The organism is Blautia sp. HA9023, from assembly GCF_056504095.1.
The window spans coordinates 168,785-185,676 of sequence record NZ_JBWLUR010000001.1; the positions used below are offsets into that span (position 1 = coordinate 168,785).

General features: G+C 38.0%; 11 protein-coding genes and 1 pseudogene. All 12 read left to right on the top strand.

The annotated features are described in order from the left end of the window. Positions 1-219 precede the first annotated feature (219 nt). The 12 genes and pseudogenes from AC04Q6_RS00755 to AC04Q6_RS00810 all read left to right on the top strand — a co-directional run bounded on the left by AC04Q6_RS00755 (position 220) and on the right by AC04Q6_RS00810 (position 16,874). A complete protein-coding gene (locus AC04Q6_RS00755) occupies positions 220-1,662 on the top strand; it encodes a hypothetical protein (RefSeq protein ID WP_118071648.1) in 1,443 nt (480 codons plus the stop codon). After that, positions 1,659-2,423, top strand: a complete 765-nt coding sequence (locus AC04Q6_RS00760) for a helix-turn-helix domain-containing protein (protein WP_118071649.1) — start codon at positions 1,659-1,661, stop codon at positions 2,421-2,423. Before AC04Q6_RS00755 ends, AC04Q6_RS00760 begins: the two co-directional genes overlap by 4 nt. 9 nt (positions 2,424-2,432) lie before the next feature. Then, the gene (locus tag AC04Q6_RS00765; protein ID WP_118071650.1) at positions 2,433-3,080 is read left to right on the top strand and encodes a hypothetical protein; all 648 of its coding nucleotides are present in this window, start codon (positions 2,433-2,435) and stop codon (positions 3,078-3,080) included. Further along, positions 3,061-4,107 carry a M48 family metalloprotease gene (locus AC04Q6_RS00770; protein ID WP_244832791.1) on the top strand — a complete coding sequence of 349 codons (1,047 nt, stop codon included), beginning with the start codon at positions 3,061-3,063 and terminating at the stop codon, positions 4,105-4,107. The genes AC04Q6_RS00765 and AC04Q6_RS00770 overlap by 20 nt, the downstream gene beginning before the upstream one ends. Before the next feature lie 52 nt (positions 4,108-4,159). Continuing rightward, a pseudogene (locus AC04Q6_RS00775) lies at positions 4,160-5,736 on the top strand (AAA family ATPase). 409 nt (positions 5,737-6,145) lie between these two features. Continuing rightward, positions 6,146-6,727 carry a HipA domain-containing protein gene (locus AC04Q6_RS00780; RefSeq protein ID WP_294419558.1) on the top strand — a complete coding sequence of 194 codons (582 nt, stop codon included), beginning with the start codon at positions 6,146-6,148 and terminating at the stop codon, positions 6,725-6,727. Beyond that, positions 6,702-7,523 carry a helix-turn-helix domain-containing protein gene (locus AC04Q6_RS00785; RefSeq protein ID WP_118071653.1) on the top strand — a complete coding sequence of 274 codons (822 nt, stop codon included), beginning with the start codon at positions 6,702-6,704 and terminating at the stop codon, positions 7,521-7,523. The genes AC04Q6_RS00780 and AC04Q6_RS00785 overlap by 26 nt, the downstream gene beginning before the upstream one ends. Positions 7,524-7,528: 5 nt before the next feature. Further along, positions 7,529-12,262, top strand: a complete 4,734-nt coding sequence (locus AC04Q6_RS00790; protein WP_476389434.1) for a hypothetical protein — start codon at positions 7,529-7,531, stop codon at positions 12,260-12,262. A 122-nt stretch (positions 12,263-12,384) separates the two neighbouring features. Next, positions 12,385-13,506, top strand: a complete 1,122-nt coding sequence (locus AC04Q6_RS00795; protein ID WP_476389435.1) for an ISAs1 family transposase — start codon at positions 12,385-12,387, stop codon at positions 13,504-13,506. 214 nt (positions 13,507-13,720) lie between these two features. Next, positions 13,721-15,175, top strand: a complete 1,455-nt coding sequence (locus tag AC04Q6_RS00800; protein WP_476389436.1) for an exopolysaccharide biosynthesis polyprenyl glycosylphosphotransferase — start codon at positions 13,721-13,723, stop codon at positions 15,173-15,175. 96 nt (positions 15,176-15,271) lie between these two features. Next, positions 15,272-16,306: an AAA family ATPase gene (locus AC04Q6_RS00805; protein WP_476389437.1), complete on the top strand. Its 1,035-nt coding sequence runs from the start codon at positions 15,272-15,274 to the stop codon at positions 16,304-16,306. A 7-nt stretch (positions 16,307-16,313) separates the two neighbouring features. Then, positions 16,314-16,874 (top strand): hypothetical protein, encoded by a 561-nt coding sequence (locus tag AC04Q6_RS00810; RefSeq protein ID WP_476389438.1) that lies wholly within the window; start codon positions 16,314-16,316, stop codon positions 16,872-16,874. Positions 16,875-16,892 lie beyond the last annotated feature (18 nt).

A 16,892-nucleotide genomic window follows, 5' to 3' on the forward strand; every position in this document is an offset into this window, starting at 1 on the left:
CCTGGGACGTTTTTTTATAGAAATTCATGGCAAATTCCGAAATGGGAAAACTTTGTTATGCGGAGAGTCGAAATTTGTCGATGAAAATAGAATGAAATTTGTAATGAAATGTAGTAAACTGAGTAATAATTGAAAAGATGACCGAACAACTCCGAACAAAATGGTTGCGGATCAAAAAAAGGAATGTTATACTAAATACTACAGAGAGAGGTCTTGCGTATGAAAATGCATATACATGGTCAGTTGAGAAAATATTTTGATTTAATGGCGAGTATTGTGCGAAGAGTGTTAGATAAACATGAATTTTCTGAAAAAGATTTTCGAAGTGTTTTCGAAAATCAGAATGGAGAACCTTATTCGGTTTTAAAAAGACGTTTTCCTCAGTTGATGAATGATAATTGTACATATAAAGAAATTGAGATTACAGATTTAACGGATGCATTTTTGATTGGTGTACAGTCGCTTGCCTCTGGGTGGAATAATCTTTATTATGATGTGATATTACTCTACTATATGGATCGCGCAATAGAAAGATGCTATAAAAGAAATCGAACATTTAAAAGTGAAGTAGAAGAATATACTGCGTTAAATTTTAATAGTAAAGAAACAGGGATTTTAATTATTGAAAAAGTAAAATGTAAATGGGAACATACTCAGATCCGTAACAGTTTTGAGGCGGTTTTGAAGAATTTCTATTATGTGGATTGTTATGCACTAAAAAATACAATAACCGTTAATTATGTGTTTGATTCCTCTTTGGCTTTTGAAGATAAAAGCAGTTTGAAATTGGCAATTTCTCCCGTGACAAAAGAAAAAACAGTAGAATTCAGTGCCCCTTATGAGCGGAAAAATGAAAAAACAAATGCTGGGCAGAAACTTTTTAGAGTAGAGCGTGTTGTAAATGAAGATCATATTACTGAAAAAGTTTTGAATAATATTTTAAAAGCGGGGGAAGATCAAGTAGATGTCCTTGTTTTTCCTGAGATGTTGGGAACACAGTGTATGTTGGATAAAATTAAAAAGAGTTTAGATGGAAAGGAACAGGAGATTCCGCTTTTGATTGTATTCCCTTCTATTTGGGAGAAAACAGATAATGATGAAATGAATCAAAATCAAAGCAGCGTATTTTTACAGGGTGAAGAACTATTTAAACAAAAGAAATATGCAGATTTCAAATATTTCTCAAATGGAGCATTTGTATATGAAGATATTAACCGAAAAAGAAATGAAGAAAAAGTAATTCATATTCTGCATATAGAAGACCTTGGAAGAATATGTGTCATTATATGTTATGATTATTTAGAGGAGGAGAATCGAGAAGGGATTGTCAAAAATTTTCATCCTACATTGATCTGCAGTCCTTCATTTTCAACAGGAAGCTTTGATTTTCGAATTCTGGCGCAACATAATTTTTCAAGAAATTGTAACTGGATTTGGTGTAATACATGTTCTGCCTTGCATACAGCTGACGAAAAAAAGAAAAAGAATTTTGATATTATTGGGCTTATCACGAAATTGAGTAAAAATTGTGATTTGAGTGCAGAAGGTACATTTCAGGAAGTATATGATGGAATAACAAAATGTCAGAAGAACAGTTGTGATAACTGCATTTATTGTACGGAAATTCCATTGAATATTTTGGAAAATGAGGTGACGAAATGAGTGAAATGGAATATTACATTACGAAGTTAAAAGAAAATATTAGCCGAGATAATGGAAAAGGAGCAGTTGCAGACAGGGGTGTAGAAGATTTATTTCAGGATTTGCTGATTTCCATTTCAGATTCGTATTTAGAAGCATACGAAAGAAATAATCTGGAAAAAATGAAGCAACTGTTAGAAGAACAGCGCAAATTGAGAAAACAATTGACAAAAGAATTGAATAAATCTGCGAACCAAATTCTTATTATTTCAGCCCAAATAGTGGATCAATATAATACTTTTAATAAAATTTACCAAAATCTTATTGCTGATAAGAATATAAAAGTAGATGCTGAATTTATAGAAGTGCAATATAAAAATGCCAGGAGTATCATGGAATTTTTATATAGACATTCACATGTAAGACATAAAGATTTAATAGAACTGGGGATTTCAAGAAGCTCGGTTACAGATACGCTAAGATCTCTGGAGAATGCTGGACTGGTTGATAGAATTCAATGTGATAATTGTGCTTTTTATAATTTATCCAGTGAAGGACGAAAATATATTCGGAGCAAGGTGGAAAATATTGATCGGGAAATAACAATAGACGCAGAATTAGTCACTGAGAGAACTCATAAAGTGACAGCTCTTAAAGCACAGAGAGTTTGTTATCAGTATACATCATATGATAATTCACGATATTTATATGCTATTGATTTTAATGAAAAAGATAAAGAAGAACGTGAAAAACTACAAAGAAAATTTACAGGTTCAATGTGAGGGTGATATATGGAATATTTAATTGAAAATATAAAAAAAATGAATGAGATAGAACCCAACTGGCTGGTTATTGTCAAAGAAGAACTGGATAATGATGCTGTTCCTCAGAATAGAGAACTCGCAAAGAAATATAACGAATTATGGAAAAATTTGAGAATTGCTTTAAAAAGGGATCGTATTAGAGCAGAAGAAGTATTTGGGAATCAGATTGGAGACAAAGGAAACTGGATTTTAAAGTCTGTGGAAGATTCTTTGGAAACTTACTTCTCATTCGAACAGCTTCGTATAATTCAGGAGAGAAGTTTATCTGAGGCAGAAGAAATTCTGAGATATCTATTTGAAAATGTGATTATTTATTATAATCCTAAATTTCCACGTAAATATAGAGATTTTGGATTTGAGACTGTTTCCAAATTTCTGGATATGACAATAGGATTAAATGGATTAGTGGATTTTTATATTCGTAGTCGATATACCATTGACATTATAAAAGAAGATTTGGCAGATGAAACAGGATTGAAAGAAGAATTATGTGAACTGGTGGCAGGGATAATAAAAGAAAATTATCAGACTTTACAGATGGGACTTATTATGAGCTATTTGAGGAAAAAGTTTGATGAAGATAAAGAAGGGCGTAATGGAAAAGACGAAAATTAAAATAAACAAAACCGAAATTGAACTTCTAGAATACATCCCAGATTTCTACTCCATAGCAGAAATCACCAACCCACTGCTGTCCGAAATGAGACCAGGAATCAAGACGTGGGTATCTGAGGACGTATTTGAAAAAATGCAGGTCTCTATCTGGATCGTAAATGACATCAGAGTAAATGCATTCGCAAAGAGATACGAAGGAAAAAACTACATAGTACTGACAATAGGACTCTGTGTCGCTTTCTGGAAAGAAGTCGAAGAATTCATCGGTAATAAAAATTTCAGAAAAGTATTTCACCTGTCAGAAGAAAAAGAAGACAGTTATAAAAAAGAGCTATATCAGTCCATGCTGAATTTTATCATTGCCCATGAATTCGGACATATTGTCCATGGACATGTTCTGGCAAATTCAGAAGACAATTTCATAGAAGAATTATATGCAGACGAGACAACAAATAAAGATAACTGGCTCACACAGCTGAGAGAATTTGACGCAGATTATTATGCCGCAATGCTGAATACGGCCATTACACTTGGATATTGGAAAGAAGACAGGAAGGTATTAAGTGCAACCTTTGATCTTTTGTTTTTATCTTTTTATTTATGCTTCGATGTCTTTGCAAAAAACTCCAACAGAGATTTCTCGAATTATCAGGAAAAAGATATAGAATCATATGATCATCCATACCCCGGCATCCGGATGTATTACTGCAGTATTGCGATCTGTGATTTACTTATAAGAATTAAAGGAGATAATGAGCTTATCCGGGAACTTATCAGCAGCGGATTCGATGCGATGATTTCCTACGAAAAACGGGCTCTTGGAAAAGAAAAATACCGGGACAGCTACTTTTCCATTGCAGGAACCCAAAAAGGCGCTATGCATATTCGGGCACTGGTAAATGGCTGGAATGAACTGGTAGATGAATATAACCGATATTCGTATGTTACAATTTATAAAAATGACAATGTCGAATCCCTGTCATATTTCCTCGGAGAAGACGGAGAGTTTCTTCGCCAGGGAGTATAACTTTACGTGAAAAAGGTTTCATGATATCATATTCGTAGTAAATAATGATATCGTGAAACCATTTTTGTTTTGGGAGGAACCTCAATGCCAGAAAAAAAAGAAACTTCCGGTAGGAATAGACAATTTTGAAAAAAAAATCAAAAACAACTTCTATTATGTCGATAAAACAGAAATGATCCACAGCCTTATCCAAAACTGGAGCGAAGTAAACCTTATCACCCGCCCACGACGCTTTGGAAAAACTCTGAACATGAACATGCTGCAGACATTCTTTGAAATCGGGACAGATCCAACAGTATTTGACGGCCTGAAAATCTCCGAAGACAGAGAATTCTGTGAAAAATATATGGGACAATTTCCCGTAATCTCCATCAGTCTGAAAAATGTTGAAGGAATGAACTTTGAGAGCGCCTGTGCGGCAATGAAATATGCGATCGGTGCAGAAGCCTTAAGATTTTCTTTTCTGGAAAAAAGCCCTGAGTTATCAGAAACAGATAAAAAAATGTATAAAGCTCTGACAATGGTTTCTAACATAGGCGATTTCCAAATGTCATACTCAGCAATGGAAAAATCACTGTTAACCTTATCTTCCTTACTTTGCAGACATTATGGAAAAAAAGTTATTCTTCTGATTGATGAATACGATGTACCCCTGGATAAAGCTTTTCAGAATAGCTACTATGAGGAAATGGTATCTCTGATCCGAAACATGTTTGGTAATGTATTAAAAACAAATTCGAATCTTTACTTTGCTGTATTAACTGGCTGTCTGAGAATTGCCAAGGAAAGTATATTTACAGGCCTGAACAATTTTGAAGTATTATCGGTACTGGATGTGCAGTACGACGAATACTTTGGCTTTACCGATACAGAAGTACAGGACATGTTAAACTATTACGATTTATCCGGACACTATACAGAAGTCAAAGAATGGTACGACGGCTATCAGTTTGGAAACACAGAAGTATACTGCCCGTGGGACGTAATCTGTTACTGCAAAAAATTATATGCAGATCCCAACACCAAACCGGAAGATTATTGGTCCAATACCAGTGGAAACGCAATTGTACGAAGATTTATCAACAGAGCAGACAGTCAGACAAAAAACGACATCGAAAGACTGATCGCAGGAGAGACTGTAACAAAGGAAATCCACCAGGAACTGACATATAATGAGCTAGACAGCAGCATCGAGAATCTGTGGAATGTGCTTTTTACCACCGGCTATCTGACTCAGAAAGGAAAAACAGCAGAAAATCAGTTCCGTCTGAAGATCCCCAATCTGGGAGTAAAAAATCTCTTCATAAAGCAGATCAGAGAGTGGTTCCGGCAGACCTCAAGGCAGGATGGCGACACCCTGAATCAGTTTTGTAATGCTTTTTCAGAACAGAATCCGGCACCGGCTACAGTGACATTCTGATAGAAATACCAGAAAGCCGGACCGGCATTGTCATTGAGGTAAAGTATGCCGAAAATGGAAAAATGAAGGACGCCTGTATAAAAGCTCTGAGTCAGATTGAAGAGCGGAAATATGCTGCAAAATTGGAGGACGATGGCATGCGGTCGGTTATTAAGTATGGGATTGCTTGTTATAAGAAGGATTGTAGGGTGGTGATAGGTACTTCATAATGCAGAAGATAAAAATTAAAATATGAACTATATTAGGGCCGAAAAAACTGGTGGATGAAAAAGGTAGCCTCAGAGACCAAACCATTCTGAGACTACCTTTTATAATATTAAAAACTTGACGTAAAACAAGTAAAATCATATAATAAAACAAAAAGGAGGTTATGCATGAGTACCCGTATCATTCACGAAAAAACAAGACCTGAAATATCTTCAATGGTCACAGATCCGATCCTCATCCGGAACAGCAGGTTCTTTTCTGAAAGCAACAGACGACTTACAAAAACCAAAGAAATACTATAAGTTATCTAATTATGATGGTATAAATGGAATAATAGGACACGAATGTGTAAATGAACTAATTACAGACAGACTTCTGAATATTCTGGGAATAGAGCACCTTCATTACGATTTGATTCATGCAGAAATAACCGTAAATGATAAAAATATAGATACGTACTTATGCATGTCCGAAGATTTCAAGAAAATAGGAGAAAACAAAGCAGCACTGGATACATTCTATGAAGCAGAACATCTGGCTCATGAAACACCAATGGAATTCTGTATACGCAATGGATGGGAAAAATATGTATATGAAATGCTGGTGGTTGATTTCCTTATTTTAAATCGTGACAGACACGGGGCAAATATCGAGGTATTACGCAATTCCGAAGAAAAAACGCTGCGTCTGGCACCAATTTTCGACCATGGCTTATCGTTGCTGTTCAGTTGTCATACAGAAGAAGCAGTCGAAAAATTTGATATTATGCAGGACAGGCCGGTACAATGTTTTGTTGGCTCCTATTATGCACAGCAAAACCTGCAGCTGATTCCCCGGGAGAAAATGCCTCAGCTGCATCCCTTACAGGAAAAACATAAAGCAATATTATTGGAAGGACTAGATGGCATTATTCCCCGGTATTTACAGGAAAAAATCTGGAACATGATCTGGAAAAGGTGGTTATACTATGAAGATTTTTGTAATCAGAAATGAAGAAGACAAAACAAGAAAAAATCTCGCCTATCTCATCTATTATGAAAAAGACAAGCGATTTTATATAGAACTCCCGGATGATGCAGACATCTGGGAAACACCCCTGATTCTTTCCTCCCGCCTGAAACGCGGCGAAAAGACCATAAATGCATACTGGAGCAAAATCTGGGTTCAGCAGAGGATTATCCCTCAGGATCGGCAAAATCTCGGAAGAATCCTGAAAGACAATGGCCTGGACAGCTATGACGAGTTCAAACTCCTTGCCATGACCGACGGCCGCTGTGCACAGGACTATTATTATCTGACACCCGTTGCCGAAAAAGATCTCCCGGACTATATCAAAAAAAGAAATACCATAAAAGTAAAAGATGTATTCCCACTGAAAAATTACACATTGTTGATATCCTTTTACGATGACTCCGTCCGGAAATGTAAATTAGAAGATCTGGTCGGCTCAGACAGACACTTTGCACCAGTATTAAACAATGAAAAAATCTTCCGCTCAGTCAAAGTAGAAACAGGAGGCTACGGAATCTGCTGGGGAGAAAGCGAAAGCCTGTGCATCCCAAGAGAAACGCTTCATAAAGCAGGGAAAAAGATTCCACTTACCAGTAGCGAACTTCAGAGCATGATAAGCGACCATATTATAGATTCCGCCCAAGCAGCAGAAGAACTGGGATGCTCCAAGCAGAATATCGACGACCTTGTAAGAAGGGGAAAGCTGACGGCTGTGAAGGAAGGGCAGAGGTATCGGTTGTTTATGAAGAGTGATATTGAACAAAGGAGATGGAAATAAAATATATGAACAGACCCGTTGACTGGAAAGCATTCGAATACAAATTTTCCACAGATCCCCGCCCCGCCTTCGAAGGCCTCGCCTACATCCTTTTCTGCCATGAATTCAAACAGACCTACGGAATCTTCCGATACTACAACCAGCCCTATATCGAAACACAGCCCGCAAACACAGCCGATGGCCATAAAGTTGGATTCCAGGCCAAATACTATGACGCAGGAACGCAGATGTCATCCAAAGAACAGGACCTGAAAGACGCAATCAAAGGGGCAAAAAACAAATATGCCGGAATCGACCGGATAATTTTCTATATCAATAAAGAATTCTCCGCCAGCAGTGCCAAAGACAAAGACAAACCAAAACATCAGCTCAGAATTGAAAAATACGGAAAAAATCTGGGAATCGAAATCCAGTGGAGAGGCCAGAGCCACATAGAAAAAATGCTGGCAGAAGAAGAACTGAAATACGTAAAAAATATGTATTTCAATGCAAAAGACGGAATTGACCGGTTTCACGAAAACCTCATAAATCACAAAAACTCCATTCTGAAACACATCCATTCCACAATCCAATATAACGAAAAAGAGGTAAAAATTCCCCAGGATTACCAGAAACTCACAGACTTCCAGGAATCAGACACCCAGGTAATGATCATCCACGGGGCAGCAGGTGCCGGAAAATCAGCCACAGTAAAGGACTTTCTTGAAGCAGAGAAAAACCAGAAAGAGAAAATCACACTAATGTTTTCCGCATCCGATCTGGACGTAAAAGAAGAAAATCTGTTTCTCTATGATGGAAATTACGGCTTGCAGGATTTATTCGGACTATACAAAAATGAAGAACACAGACTATGCATCATCGATTCCGCAGAAAAATACTGCACTGCAAAATATCCGGAAGTATTCGGAGACATTCTCCAGCAGTTTCTGGCTCGCGGATGGAAAATACTGATCACGATCCGAACCTTTTATAAAGACAGTTTCTGCAATACATTCCTGAAAAATACTACATACAGTGAACAGGAAATCCCGAAACTGAAAAAAGAAACACTGACAGAAATAAACACCAGCTATCCCTTCGTACTGCCCACAGACCCAAAAGTACAGGATCTCCTGTGTAATCTGTTTTATCTGAACTTGTATCTGAATATGGATCATAGCTCAGAAGATGAAAACATGAACGTAACTCTGTTCCGTGGCGCAATCTGGAACCAGGTCATCCGCAACGATTTTCAGCAGTATAACAACCTGCCGGTAAAAAGAGAAGCCTTCATCCAGCAGATGGTCTGTGACATGCTGGCACATGAAAGATACACCTATCCCCTGAAAGCTACCGATGATTTCGAAACCATTTCCGCACTGGAAAACAGCGGAATCATCATACCGTACCAGGAAAACCGGAAAAACTGGATGATGAGTCATGATGTATATGAAGAGATCGTAACCAATCACATCTTTACCGAACGCCTGGAACAGGACACCTATCCAGAAAAAACATTTTTCGCGGATCTTGGAAATTCCCTCCGCAGTAGAAAATCATACCGTATCTGGCTGGAAAGCCGGCTATCAGATGGGGATGAGCGGATACTGGAATTTCTTCTTGGGCTTTTTGACGATGAAGAGCTGGAACAGCAATGGAAAGATGAGACACTTATCGCATTAATGAACTCGGAAAGTGAAGAAGGATATTTTATTCTGGCTACTCTGTTAAGCCGGTCTGAACAGGGGCTTTTTACGAGGATGATGTTTTTGTTGAATACGGCCTGTAGAGGTAGCATAGATCCGGAAATGCTCAAGCTGATTAACAACGGCCAGAAAGGAATACAGGTTAATCAGTACCGGTATACAAGACCAAGAGGCACAGCATGGGAAACTCTTCTGAAATATACCTGTGACAATCGGGACAGGATTGACTGGTCGGAGGAAAATTTGTCAGTGGTAACAGAAGCATTGTATGCATGGACACAGGCGAATCATGAAGGAGAAGCAACCAGAGCAGCAGGTCTGATAGCGCTGTACCTGCGGAAAAAGATTTATGCGGAGACAAAGTACAAATATGGTTTGGAAAATAAGGAGATCTTTAAAAAACTGGATGATATTATTCTGAATGCGGCGAAGGAAATAAAAACGGAATTGGATGAACTTTTTACAGAAGTGCTCCGGACAAATGCAGTAAATTACGGATCAGAATATTATCTGTTGGTTCAAAAAGCAATTTCTAATGTAATGGATTGTGGAATGATACATGTAGCTATTCCTGAAACTCTGATAAAATTGCTAGAAAGTTGTTGGATCGAGTCAAAGCCGGAGATAGAATGGGATGCTCATCCTCGACTTGAAACGGATTTTGGTTTGAAAACATATTATGGGTATGAATATCGTCCGGCAAGTGCATTACAGACACCGGTTTATAAGGTTTTAATTGTAAAACCACAATTGGGTATGAAGTTTGTGCTGAATCTGTTGAATTGTTCTTCGGAACACTATCAGAATTCTTCTTTAAAAGCAGAATGCAAGGAGATAGAACTTATCTTTTCTGAAGAAGAAAAAGTAAAACAGATCTGTAGTGAAAGACTTTGGCAGATGCATAGAAATTCTGATTCAAATCCAGATGTTCTGGAATGTGTTTTAATGGCGCTGGAAAAATGGCTGCTGGAGGTTGCCAAAAGATTTCCTGAAAAACTAGTGAATAAATTTTGTCTTTTTTTGCTGAAAAACAGTAATAATGTGGCGATTACAGCAACAGTGCTTAGTGTTGTGGAAGCTTATCCGGAAAAATTATTTGGGATAAGCTGTATTTTGATCAGAACAAAAGAAATTTGTTATTATGATACTTGCAGGGGAGCCGCAGAAATAAGGGCGGGTCTGATGAGTGGTTTTCTGCCGAGGGATAAAGTATTTGAGGAGGAAAGAGTTACAAGCAATAACTTTGAATTTCGAAAAATAACATTTGAACAGGTAATTATGGATTACCAGATAAAAAGAGGAGATTTGTCAAGAGAAGAATTTGAAAGGAGAATATCTACGCTCTATAGTATTATTGATCAGGTGACAGAGGATATAGAAAACTGGGAGCCAATCTATCAGTATGCGTATTATCAGATGGATCTGAGACGATATACTATAAATCAAGAACAGGAACCTGTTGAAAAAAATGGTCGGAAATATCTGGAATTAAAACCACAGATGCCGGAGAAACTCACAGAATTACGTGAAAATGAAAAGAAGGAGAGAGAAGCGTTTTATCAACATCAACATACAGAACTTTATGTGTGGTCTTATGCACGTTATCAGAAGCGAACAGAGACTTACAGAAGTTATACGAAATATGAGGAAAAGCCTGAGACAGCATATACAGAGATGAGGGAAATTTGGGAAGAAAAAAATGATGCAGAAGGAGCGGTGGATCTATCTACGGCAATATATACATGTGCTGTACTTTTACGGGATTTTAAAGAAAAATTATCTGAAAAAGCAGTTGCCGACTGTGGGGAAATGGTACAGGAGGTGGTCACACAATGGCTTCAGTCAGACAGTGATTATCTATTAAGCAGTGCAATTGAGGCGGTGCTTCCGGAAATAGTCAGATGGGTTTCGTGTGAAGATCTGTCAGCAGATTGGGAAAATCCGCTGTATTGGGTTATAGGAATTTTACTGGAACATAGGGGGGAGACATTTTCGTCTTGTATTGCGAATATTTTGTGGAAACAGGATCAACATGCAGCGTTGAAGGTTTTATACACTTATGTACATTTGTTTCCAATTTATCGAAAAAAATACTGGCAGTATGGGAAAACAGGACGGTTAAAAAGATTTCTTGATGAAAATAAAGATCTCATAGAACAGGATTTTAAAGAAGAAATATCAGATATTACAAAGATAAATATAGACGTTCTTGATTTTGACTCATTGTTATCTTTTCATGAATTATTAAATAAAGATGATGAGAAAATTTTTTCATTCATTGTAAACATAGGAAAGAAAATCTGGGGAAGGATTTTTGATAAAGATGATGAGAGTGATAAAAGGCTTACAGGAAAGCAAGCATATGTAAGATGGTTGGCTGATTATGCACTATGTTTATCACCAGACAAACAGAAGAAATTGTTGCAGTGTATGATGCCTTGTGTCTCTATGGAAGATACATTTGCTTACTGGATATGGGAAATGGTTGCCTGCGAGGTGGAAAGAACCAGGTATGCGGCTTTCTGGAATATCTGGAATTTGCTACAGCCAGATATTTTCAGAAAATGTGATAAAGTAAAAGAATTGGAAAAAAGTGGAGATGTACTGCATTTTAAAGAAAGAAAAGCATTTGACCAGTTAATAAAAAATTATCTTTTGACATCTGGTATATGGCCGAAAGGTCTGACATCCTGGGATTCCCTGAAGCATGAAAACGCGGATTTTTACAGAAGGGCAGCAGTCAGAATAGGTTATCATCCGATTGTTTTGGATGCTATTGCGTATATATTAAATTCCATAGGAAAAGATACATTTTCCAGAGAAGGTGTGGAATGGCTGAGTATTATCATAAAAAATAATCCTCATCTGAAAAAAGCGGACTTGCCGGTGCATACACGGTATTTTATAGAAGAATATATGAGTGAGCTGGTAAAAAGAGAAAAAGTTACGCTACGGAGAGAGGAACACAGGCGGAAACAGGTATTGGTTGTTTTGGACTTTCTTGTGGAGAGAGGGTCTGAGGTTGGGTTTGGGTTGAGGGAGGATGTGGTGTGAGAAGAAGAGCTGGTTTGAAAACACTGCAATCTCAGTAAAACAGACTCACGACAAACGCATGGGTAAATAAATTGTGAACACACCCCTTTTCTAGTAAAATAAAAGAAAAAGGGGTGTTATTTATGCAGGAATTATTAGAGTGGATGGAATACATTGAAGATACTCGTCAGCAGACAAAGGTTCGTCATACGTTGAAGGATATTCTTGTCATTGTGTTGTTTGCAACTCTTGCGAATGCGGATGACTGGGTTGAGATGGCATTGTTTGCAGAAAGCTATCAGGATTATCTTCGAAAGTATATTGAACTAAAAAACGGAATCCCCTCTCATGATACGATCCGGCGTGTCATGGGGATGATATCGCCCGAAATTCTGCAGCAGCTCTATGGAAAATGGCAGGAGCGGCTGGATAAAGATGATGGAGAACTGTTGAAGAAGATCATCTGCATAGATGGAAAAACGATGTGTTCGAATAAACGTGGAGAAGAAAAAGCAAGTCACATTGTTTCTGCATGGAGTAAGGAAGATGGATTTTGTCTGGGACAGAAAGCAGTCAAAGAAAAAAGCAATGAAATAACAGCGATTCCAGAGCTGTTGGAAAAAATCCAGATAAAGGGTCAGATCATTACGATTGATGCAATGGGAACGCAGACAGCGATCGCAGGAAAAATCAGGCAGAAACGAGCGGATTATGTTCTGGCATTGAAGAAAAATCAATACACAATGTACGAAGATGTAAAAGAATACTTTTCGAATGAGGAGTTTCAAAAAGAAATGCGCGAAAAGGGGGCATATAAGAAGACCCGTGAGAAAGCCCATGGGCAAATTGAGATCCGAGAGTATTATCAGACGGAAGATATCCGGTGGCTGAGCCAAAAGAAGAATTGGAAAGGCCTGAGAAGCATTGTAATGGAGAAGAAACGAATAGAAAAAGCAGGAAAGATAACGTATGAATATCGATATTTTATAAGCAGTTTAAAAACGGATATCAACGAAGTCAGCCGAGCGGTGCGAGGTCATTGGAGTATAGAAAGTATGCATTGGCATTTGGATGTAACGTTTCGGGAGGATGTAAATACGACAATCGATAAAATGGCGGCACAAAATTTGAACATTATAAGAAAATGGAGCCTGAGTATTTTGAAACCAGCAGAACTATCAAGACATAAGTTGTCAATGAGAAAGAAAAGGTTCGTAGTAAGTTTGCGTCCAATTAAGTATTTAGAGGAGCTTTTAGAAGCTTAAAAAGTAGAAAAAATAAAATTTGCAGTTGCTAACCATTCATGCGTTTGTCGTGAACCGACATCTTATGCTGTTGACATAAGAAACCCAGAATGATATGATGAAAAGAAGACAAAATTTCTACATTTCGATGAAAAAAGACATAAAACAACACGACATTACAGGAAAAGCATCAAATCAGGATAAAATCAACATATTAGGAGGAACGGAAGAAAATATGTATGAAAAGAAATCACATGGGTGGTACAAACATAAGGATTTTATCTTATTGGATCTGATATGCCTGTTTCTGGCATTTTTATTGGCGCATTTTATTCGTGTTCATAGTTACATCAACCTTATAGACAATGGGATTTATCGCAATGCTTTGTTATTTATTCTATGTGCAGATCTGATCGTGCTCATGCTGTTTGAAAGCTATACAGGCGTTCTCAGAAGAGGATATTACCGTGAACTGAACATAATGGTGAAACAGATCATTATGATCGAGTTGGCAGCAGGCCTTTATCTCTTTACGGTAGACGACAGCAGGAACTTTTCAAGAGCAGTTCTGTATCTGACAGGTATCTTCTATGGTATCTTATCTTATGTAATCAGAATTCTCTGGAAAAAACATCTTGTCCACATGATGGCAGAACGAGGGGAACATTCCCTGTACATCGTCACTTCCTCAGATATTGTGGAATCTGTAGTAGAATCCATCCGTAAACACAATTATAACCGTTACAATATCAATGGAATCATTCTGATCGATCAGGAAAGAACGGATAAAGAGATCAATGGAATTCCCGTTGTAGCATCCATAAAAGACGCAGCTGCTTATATCTGCCAGCACTGGGTGGATGAGATACTGATCAACGTAGGTGATGGACATGAATATCCGGAAAGCCTTTATGCTGAGCTGATCGAGATGGGAATCGTTGTTCATATCAATCTCTCCAAGATCCATAAAACAAAAGGCCAGAAACAATTTGTAGAAAAGATCGGTGACTATACCGTGATCACTACAAGCATGAACTATGCAACCGACCGTCAGGCCATGGTCAAGAGACTTATGGATATTGCAGGAGGTCTGGTAGGCTGCCTCCTTACAGGAATTATCTTTATTTTTGTAGGACCTGCCATTTACATCAGTTCACCCGGCCCGATCTTCTTTTCTCAGACCAGGATCGGTAAAAACGGAAAACCCTTTAAGATGTACAAATTCCGAAGCATGTACATGGATGCGGAAGCACGAAAAGCGGAACTGATGTCCCAGAACAAGATGAGTGACGGACGCATGTTTAAGATCGACTTCGATCCCCGTGTCATTGGAAATAAAGTTCTCCCAGACGGCCGAAAGAAGACCGGAATCGGAGAATTTATCCGAAAAACTTCTTTGGATGAGTTCCCACAGTTTTGGAATGTGCTGAACGGCTCCATGAGCCTTGTGGGAACCCGCCCTATCCTCCCCGATGAGCTGGAACAGTATGAGCTGCACCACCGTGCCAGAATCGCAATCAAGCCTGGAATCACCGGAATGTGGCAGGTCAGCGGCCGAAGCGACATCACAGACTTTGAAGAAATCGTCCGCTTGGATACAGAATATATTTCCGAGTGGAATATCGGATTGGATATTAAGATTCTGTTTAAGACGGTTTTGGCGGTTTTGAAGAGGGATGGAAGTTGTTAGGAAGAAATGTTTGGGTTGACGGATGAAATTTGGTGAGTATAATGAAGAAGGATTATGCTGTAAGAATATGAGATCCATATATGGAGGTGTCACGGCATGAAAATAAAAAGAATAAAATTCCAGAATTATACAGTCTTTGAGGATCAGCAGATGGAATTTTCTCCGGGAATCAATGTGATCATCGGAGAGAACGGAACAGGAAAGACACACCTGATGAAAGCACTGTATTCAGCATGCCAGAGTGCCGATAAAAAGACTTCTTTTTCTCATAAGCTAGTTATGACAATGCTTCCGGATGATTATAAGATTTCCCGTCTGATAACCAGAAAAACCGGCAACAGAACAGCAGTCATACGTATAGCGGCAAAAAAATCAGAGACAGACCGGGATCGGATTTTATCTGCTTCTTTCCACGGTAAGACAAAAAAATGGGACGCAGAAGTAACAGGAGAGGATGGCTGGGAAAACTCCTTTGCCGGCATGAGCAGTATTTTTATACCGGCAAAAGAAATCTTATCTCATAGCTATAATCTGAATGCGGCAACAGAAAAAAATAATGTCAGATTTGATGACACATATTTGGACATCATTAATGCGGCAAAAATTAATATTTCCGCCGGAAGAAACAGTGCCTCAAAAGAAGCAATGCTGAAGATCATAGAGAAGATGACACAGGGCACTGTTGTGTATGATGAAAAAAAGGATGAGTTTTATCTGAAAAGCGGTAATTCGAAACAGGAATTCAATCTTGTTGCCGAAGGAATCAGAAAAATGGCACTTTTGTGGCAGCTGGTTAAAAACGGCACTTTGGAAAAAGGCTCTGTTCTTTTTTGGGATGAGCCGGAAGAGAATGTAAATCCGTTGTATATTAGTATTATCGTAGATCTGCTTTTGGAATTGCAGCGAAAAGATGTACAGATTTTTATCTCTACCCATGACTATATGCTGGCTAGTTATTTCGAAGTAAAAAAGACAGCAGAAGATCATTTGCTGTATCATTCGTTGTCTCATAGCGGAAAGAAAGCAGTTCTGGAGTACGAAAAATCGGAAAGATTTTCGGAATTGAAAAATAATAAGATCATTGAGGCTTTTAACAAACTCTTGGATGAGATTTACAATATGGAAGTGTGATATACGGATGCCGGAAATATATATAGAAGAAAACGGATATTATTCCATAGATTGTACAGCTGCGGTATGGTCAACCAATTGTATTCATGATTATTATCAGGATGCAGGTCATAAATACGGCGAAATCGGATTTTTGAAAGATACAGATTTTGTGATTGAAAGTGATAAGGCAATCTATCTTGTGGAATATAAAAACGCAAATGTTCCGGGAGCCGCAAAGCCGGATGCTTTTCGGCCGGAAAAAGATATTATCTTGAATAAAGTGGCCGAGAAGTATTTTGATACACTTCATTGTCTGTACTTACTGGGGAAAAATAAACCTAAAAAATATATTTATGTGTTGGAGTATCCCAATGGTAATTCGACTTCCAGGTTGATGATACGTAATCTTTTACAGAAAAAGTTGCCATTCAGATTACAGACACAGTTATCCGCAGGAAAAGTACGACTGATTGATGAAGTAAAGGTTGTGAATATAGAAGAGTGGAATGTTGACCCGGAGTTGGGACGGTATCCGATAAAAAGAAGAAAAACAGAAGAGAGTGAGAAAGCCAAAAATGAAGAATAACTGGTGGGAGAAGATATA

Bases quoted from the DNA above. Each gene is read 5' to 3' on its own strand.
- AC04Q6_RS00755 (WP_118071648.1), top strand. From the start codon at position 220: ATGAAAATGCATATACATGGTCAGTTGAGAAAATATTTTGATTTAATG.
- AC04Q6_RS00810 (WP_476389438.1), top strand. From the start codon at position 16,314: ATGCCGGAAATATATATAGAAGAAAACGGATATTATTCCATAGATTGT.
- AC04Q6_RS00785 (WP_118071653.1), top strand. From the start codon at position 6,702: ATGAAGATTTTTGTAATCAGAAATGAAGAAGACAAAACAAGAAAAAAT.
- AC04Q6_RS00765 (WP_118071650.1), top strand. From the start codon at position 2,433: ATGGAATATTTAATTGAAAATATAAAAAAAATGAATGAGATAGAACCC.
- AC04Q6_RS00790 (WP_476389434.1), top strand. From the start codon at position 7,529: ATGAACAGACCCGTTGACTGGAAAGCATTCGAATACAAATTTTCCACA.
- AC04Q6_RS00795 (WP_476389435.1), top strand. From the start codon at position 12,385: ATGCAGGAATTATTAGAGTGGATGGAATACATTGAAGATACTCGTCAG.
- AC04Q6_RS00760 (WP_118071649.1), top strand. From the start codon at position 1,659: ATGAGTGAAATGGAATATTACATTACGAAGTTAAAAGAAAATATTAGC.
- AC04Q6_RS00805 (WP_476389437.1), top strand. From the start codon at position 15,272: ATGAAAATAAAAAGAATAAAATTCCAGAATTATACAGTCTTTGAGGAT.
- AC04Q6_RS00770 (WP_244832791.1), top strand. From the start codon at position 3,061: ATGGAAAAGACGAAAATTAAAATAAACAAAACCGAAATTGAACTTCTA.
- AC04Q6_RS00800 (WP_476389436.1), top strand. From the start codon at position 13,721: ATGTATGAAAAGAAATCACATGGGTGGTACAAACATAAGGATTTTATC.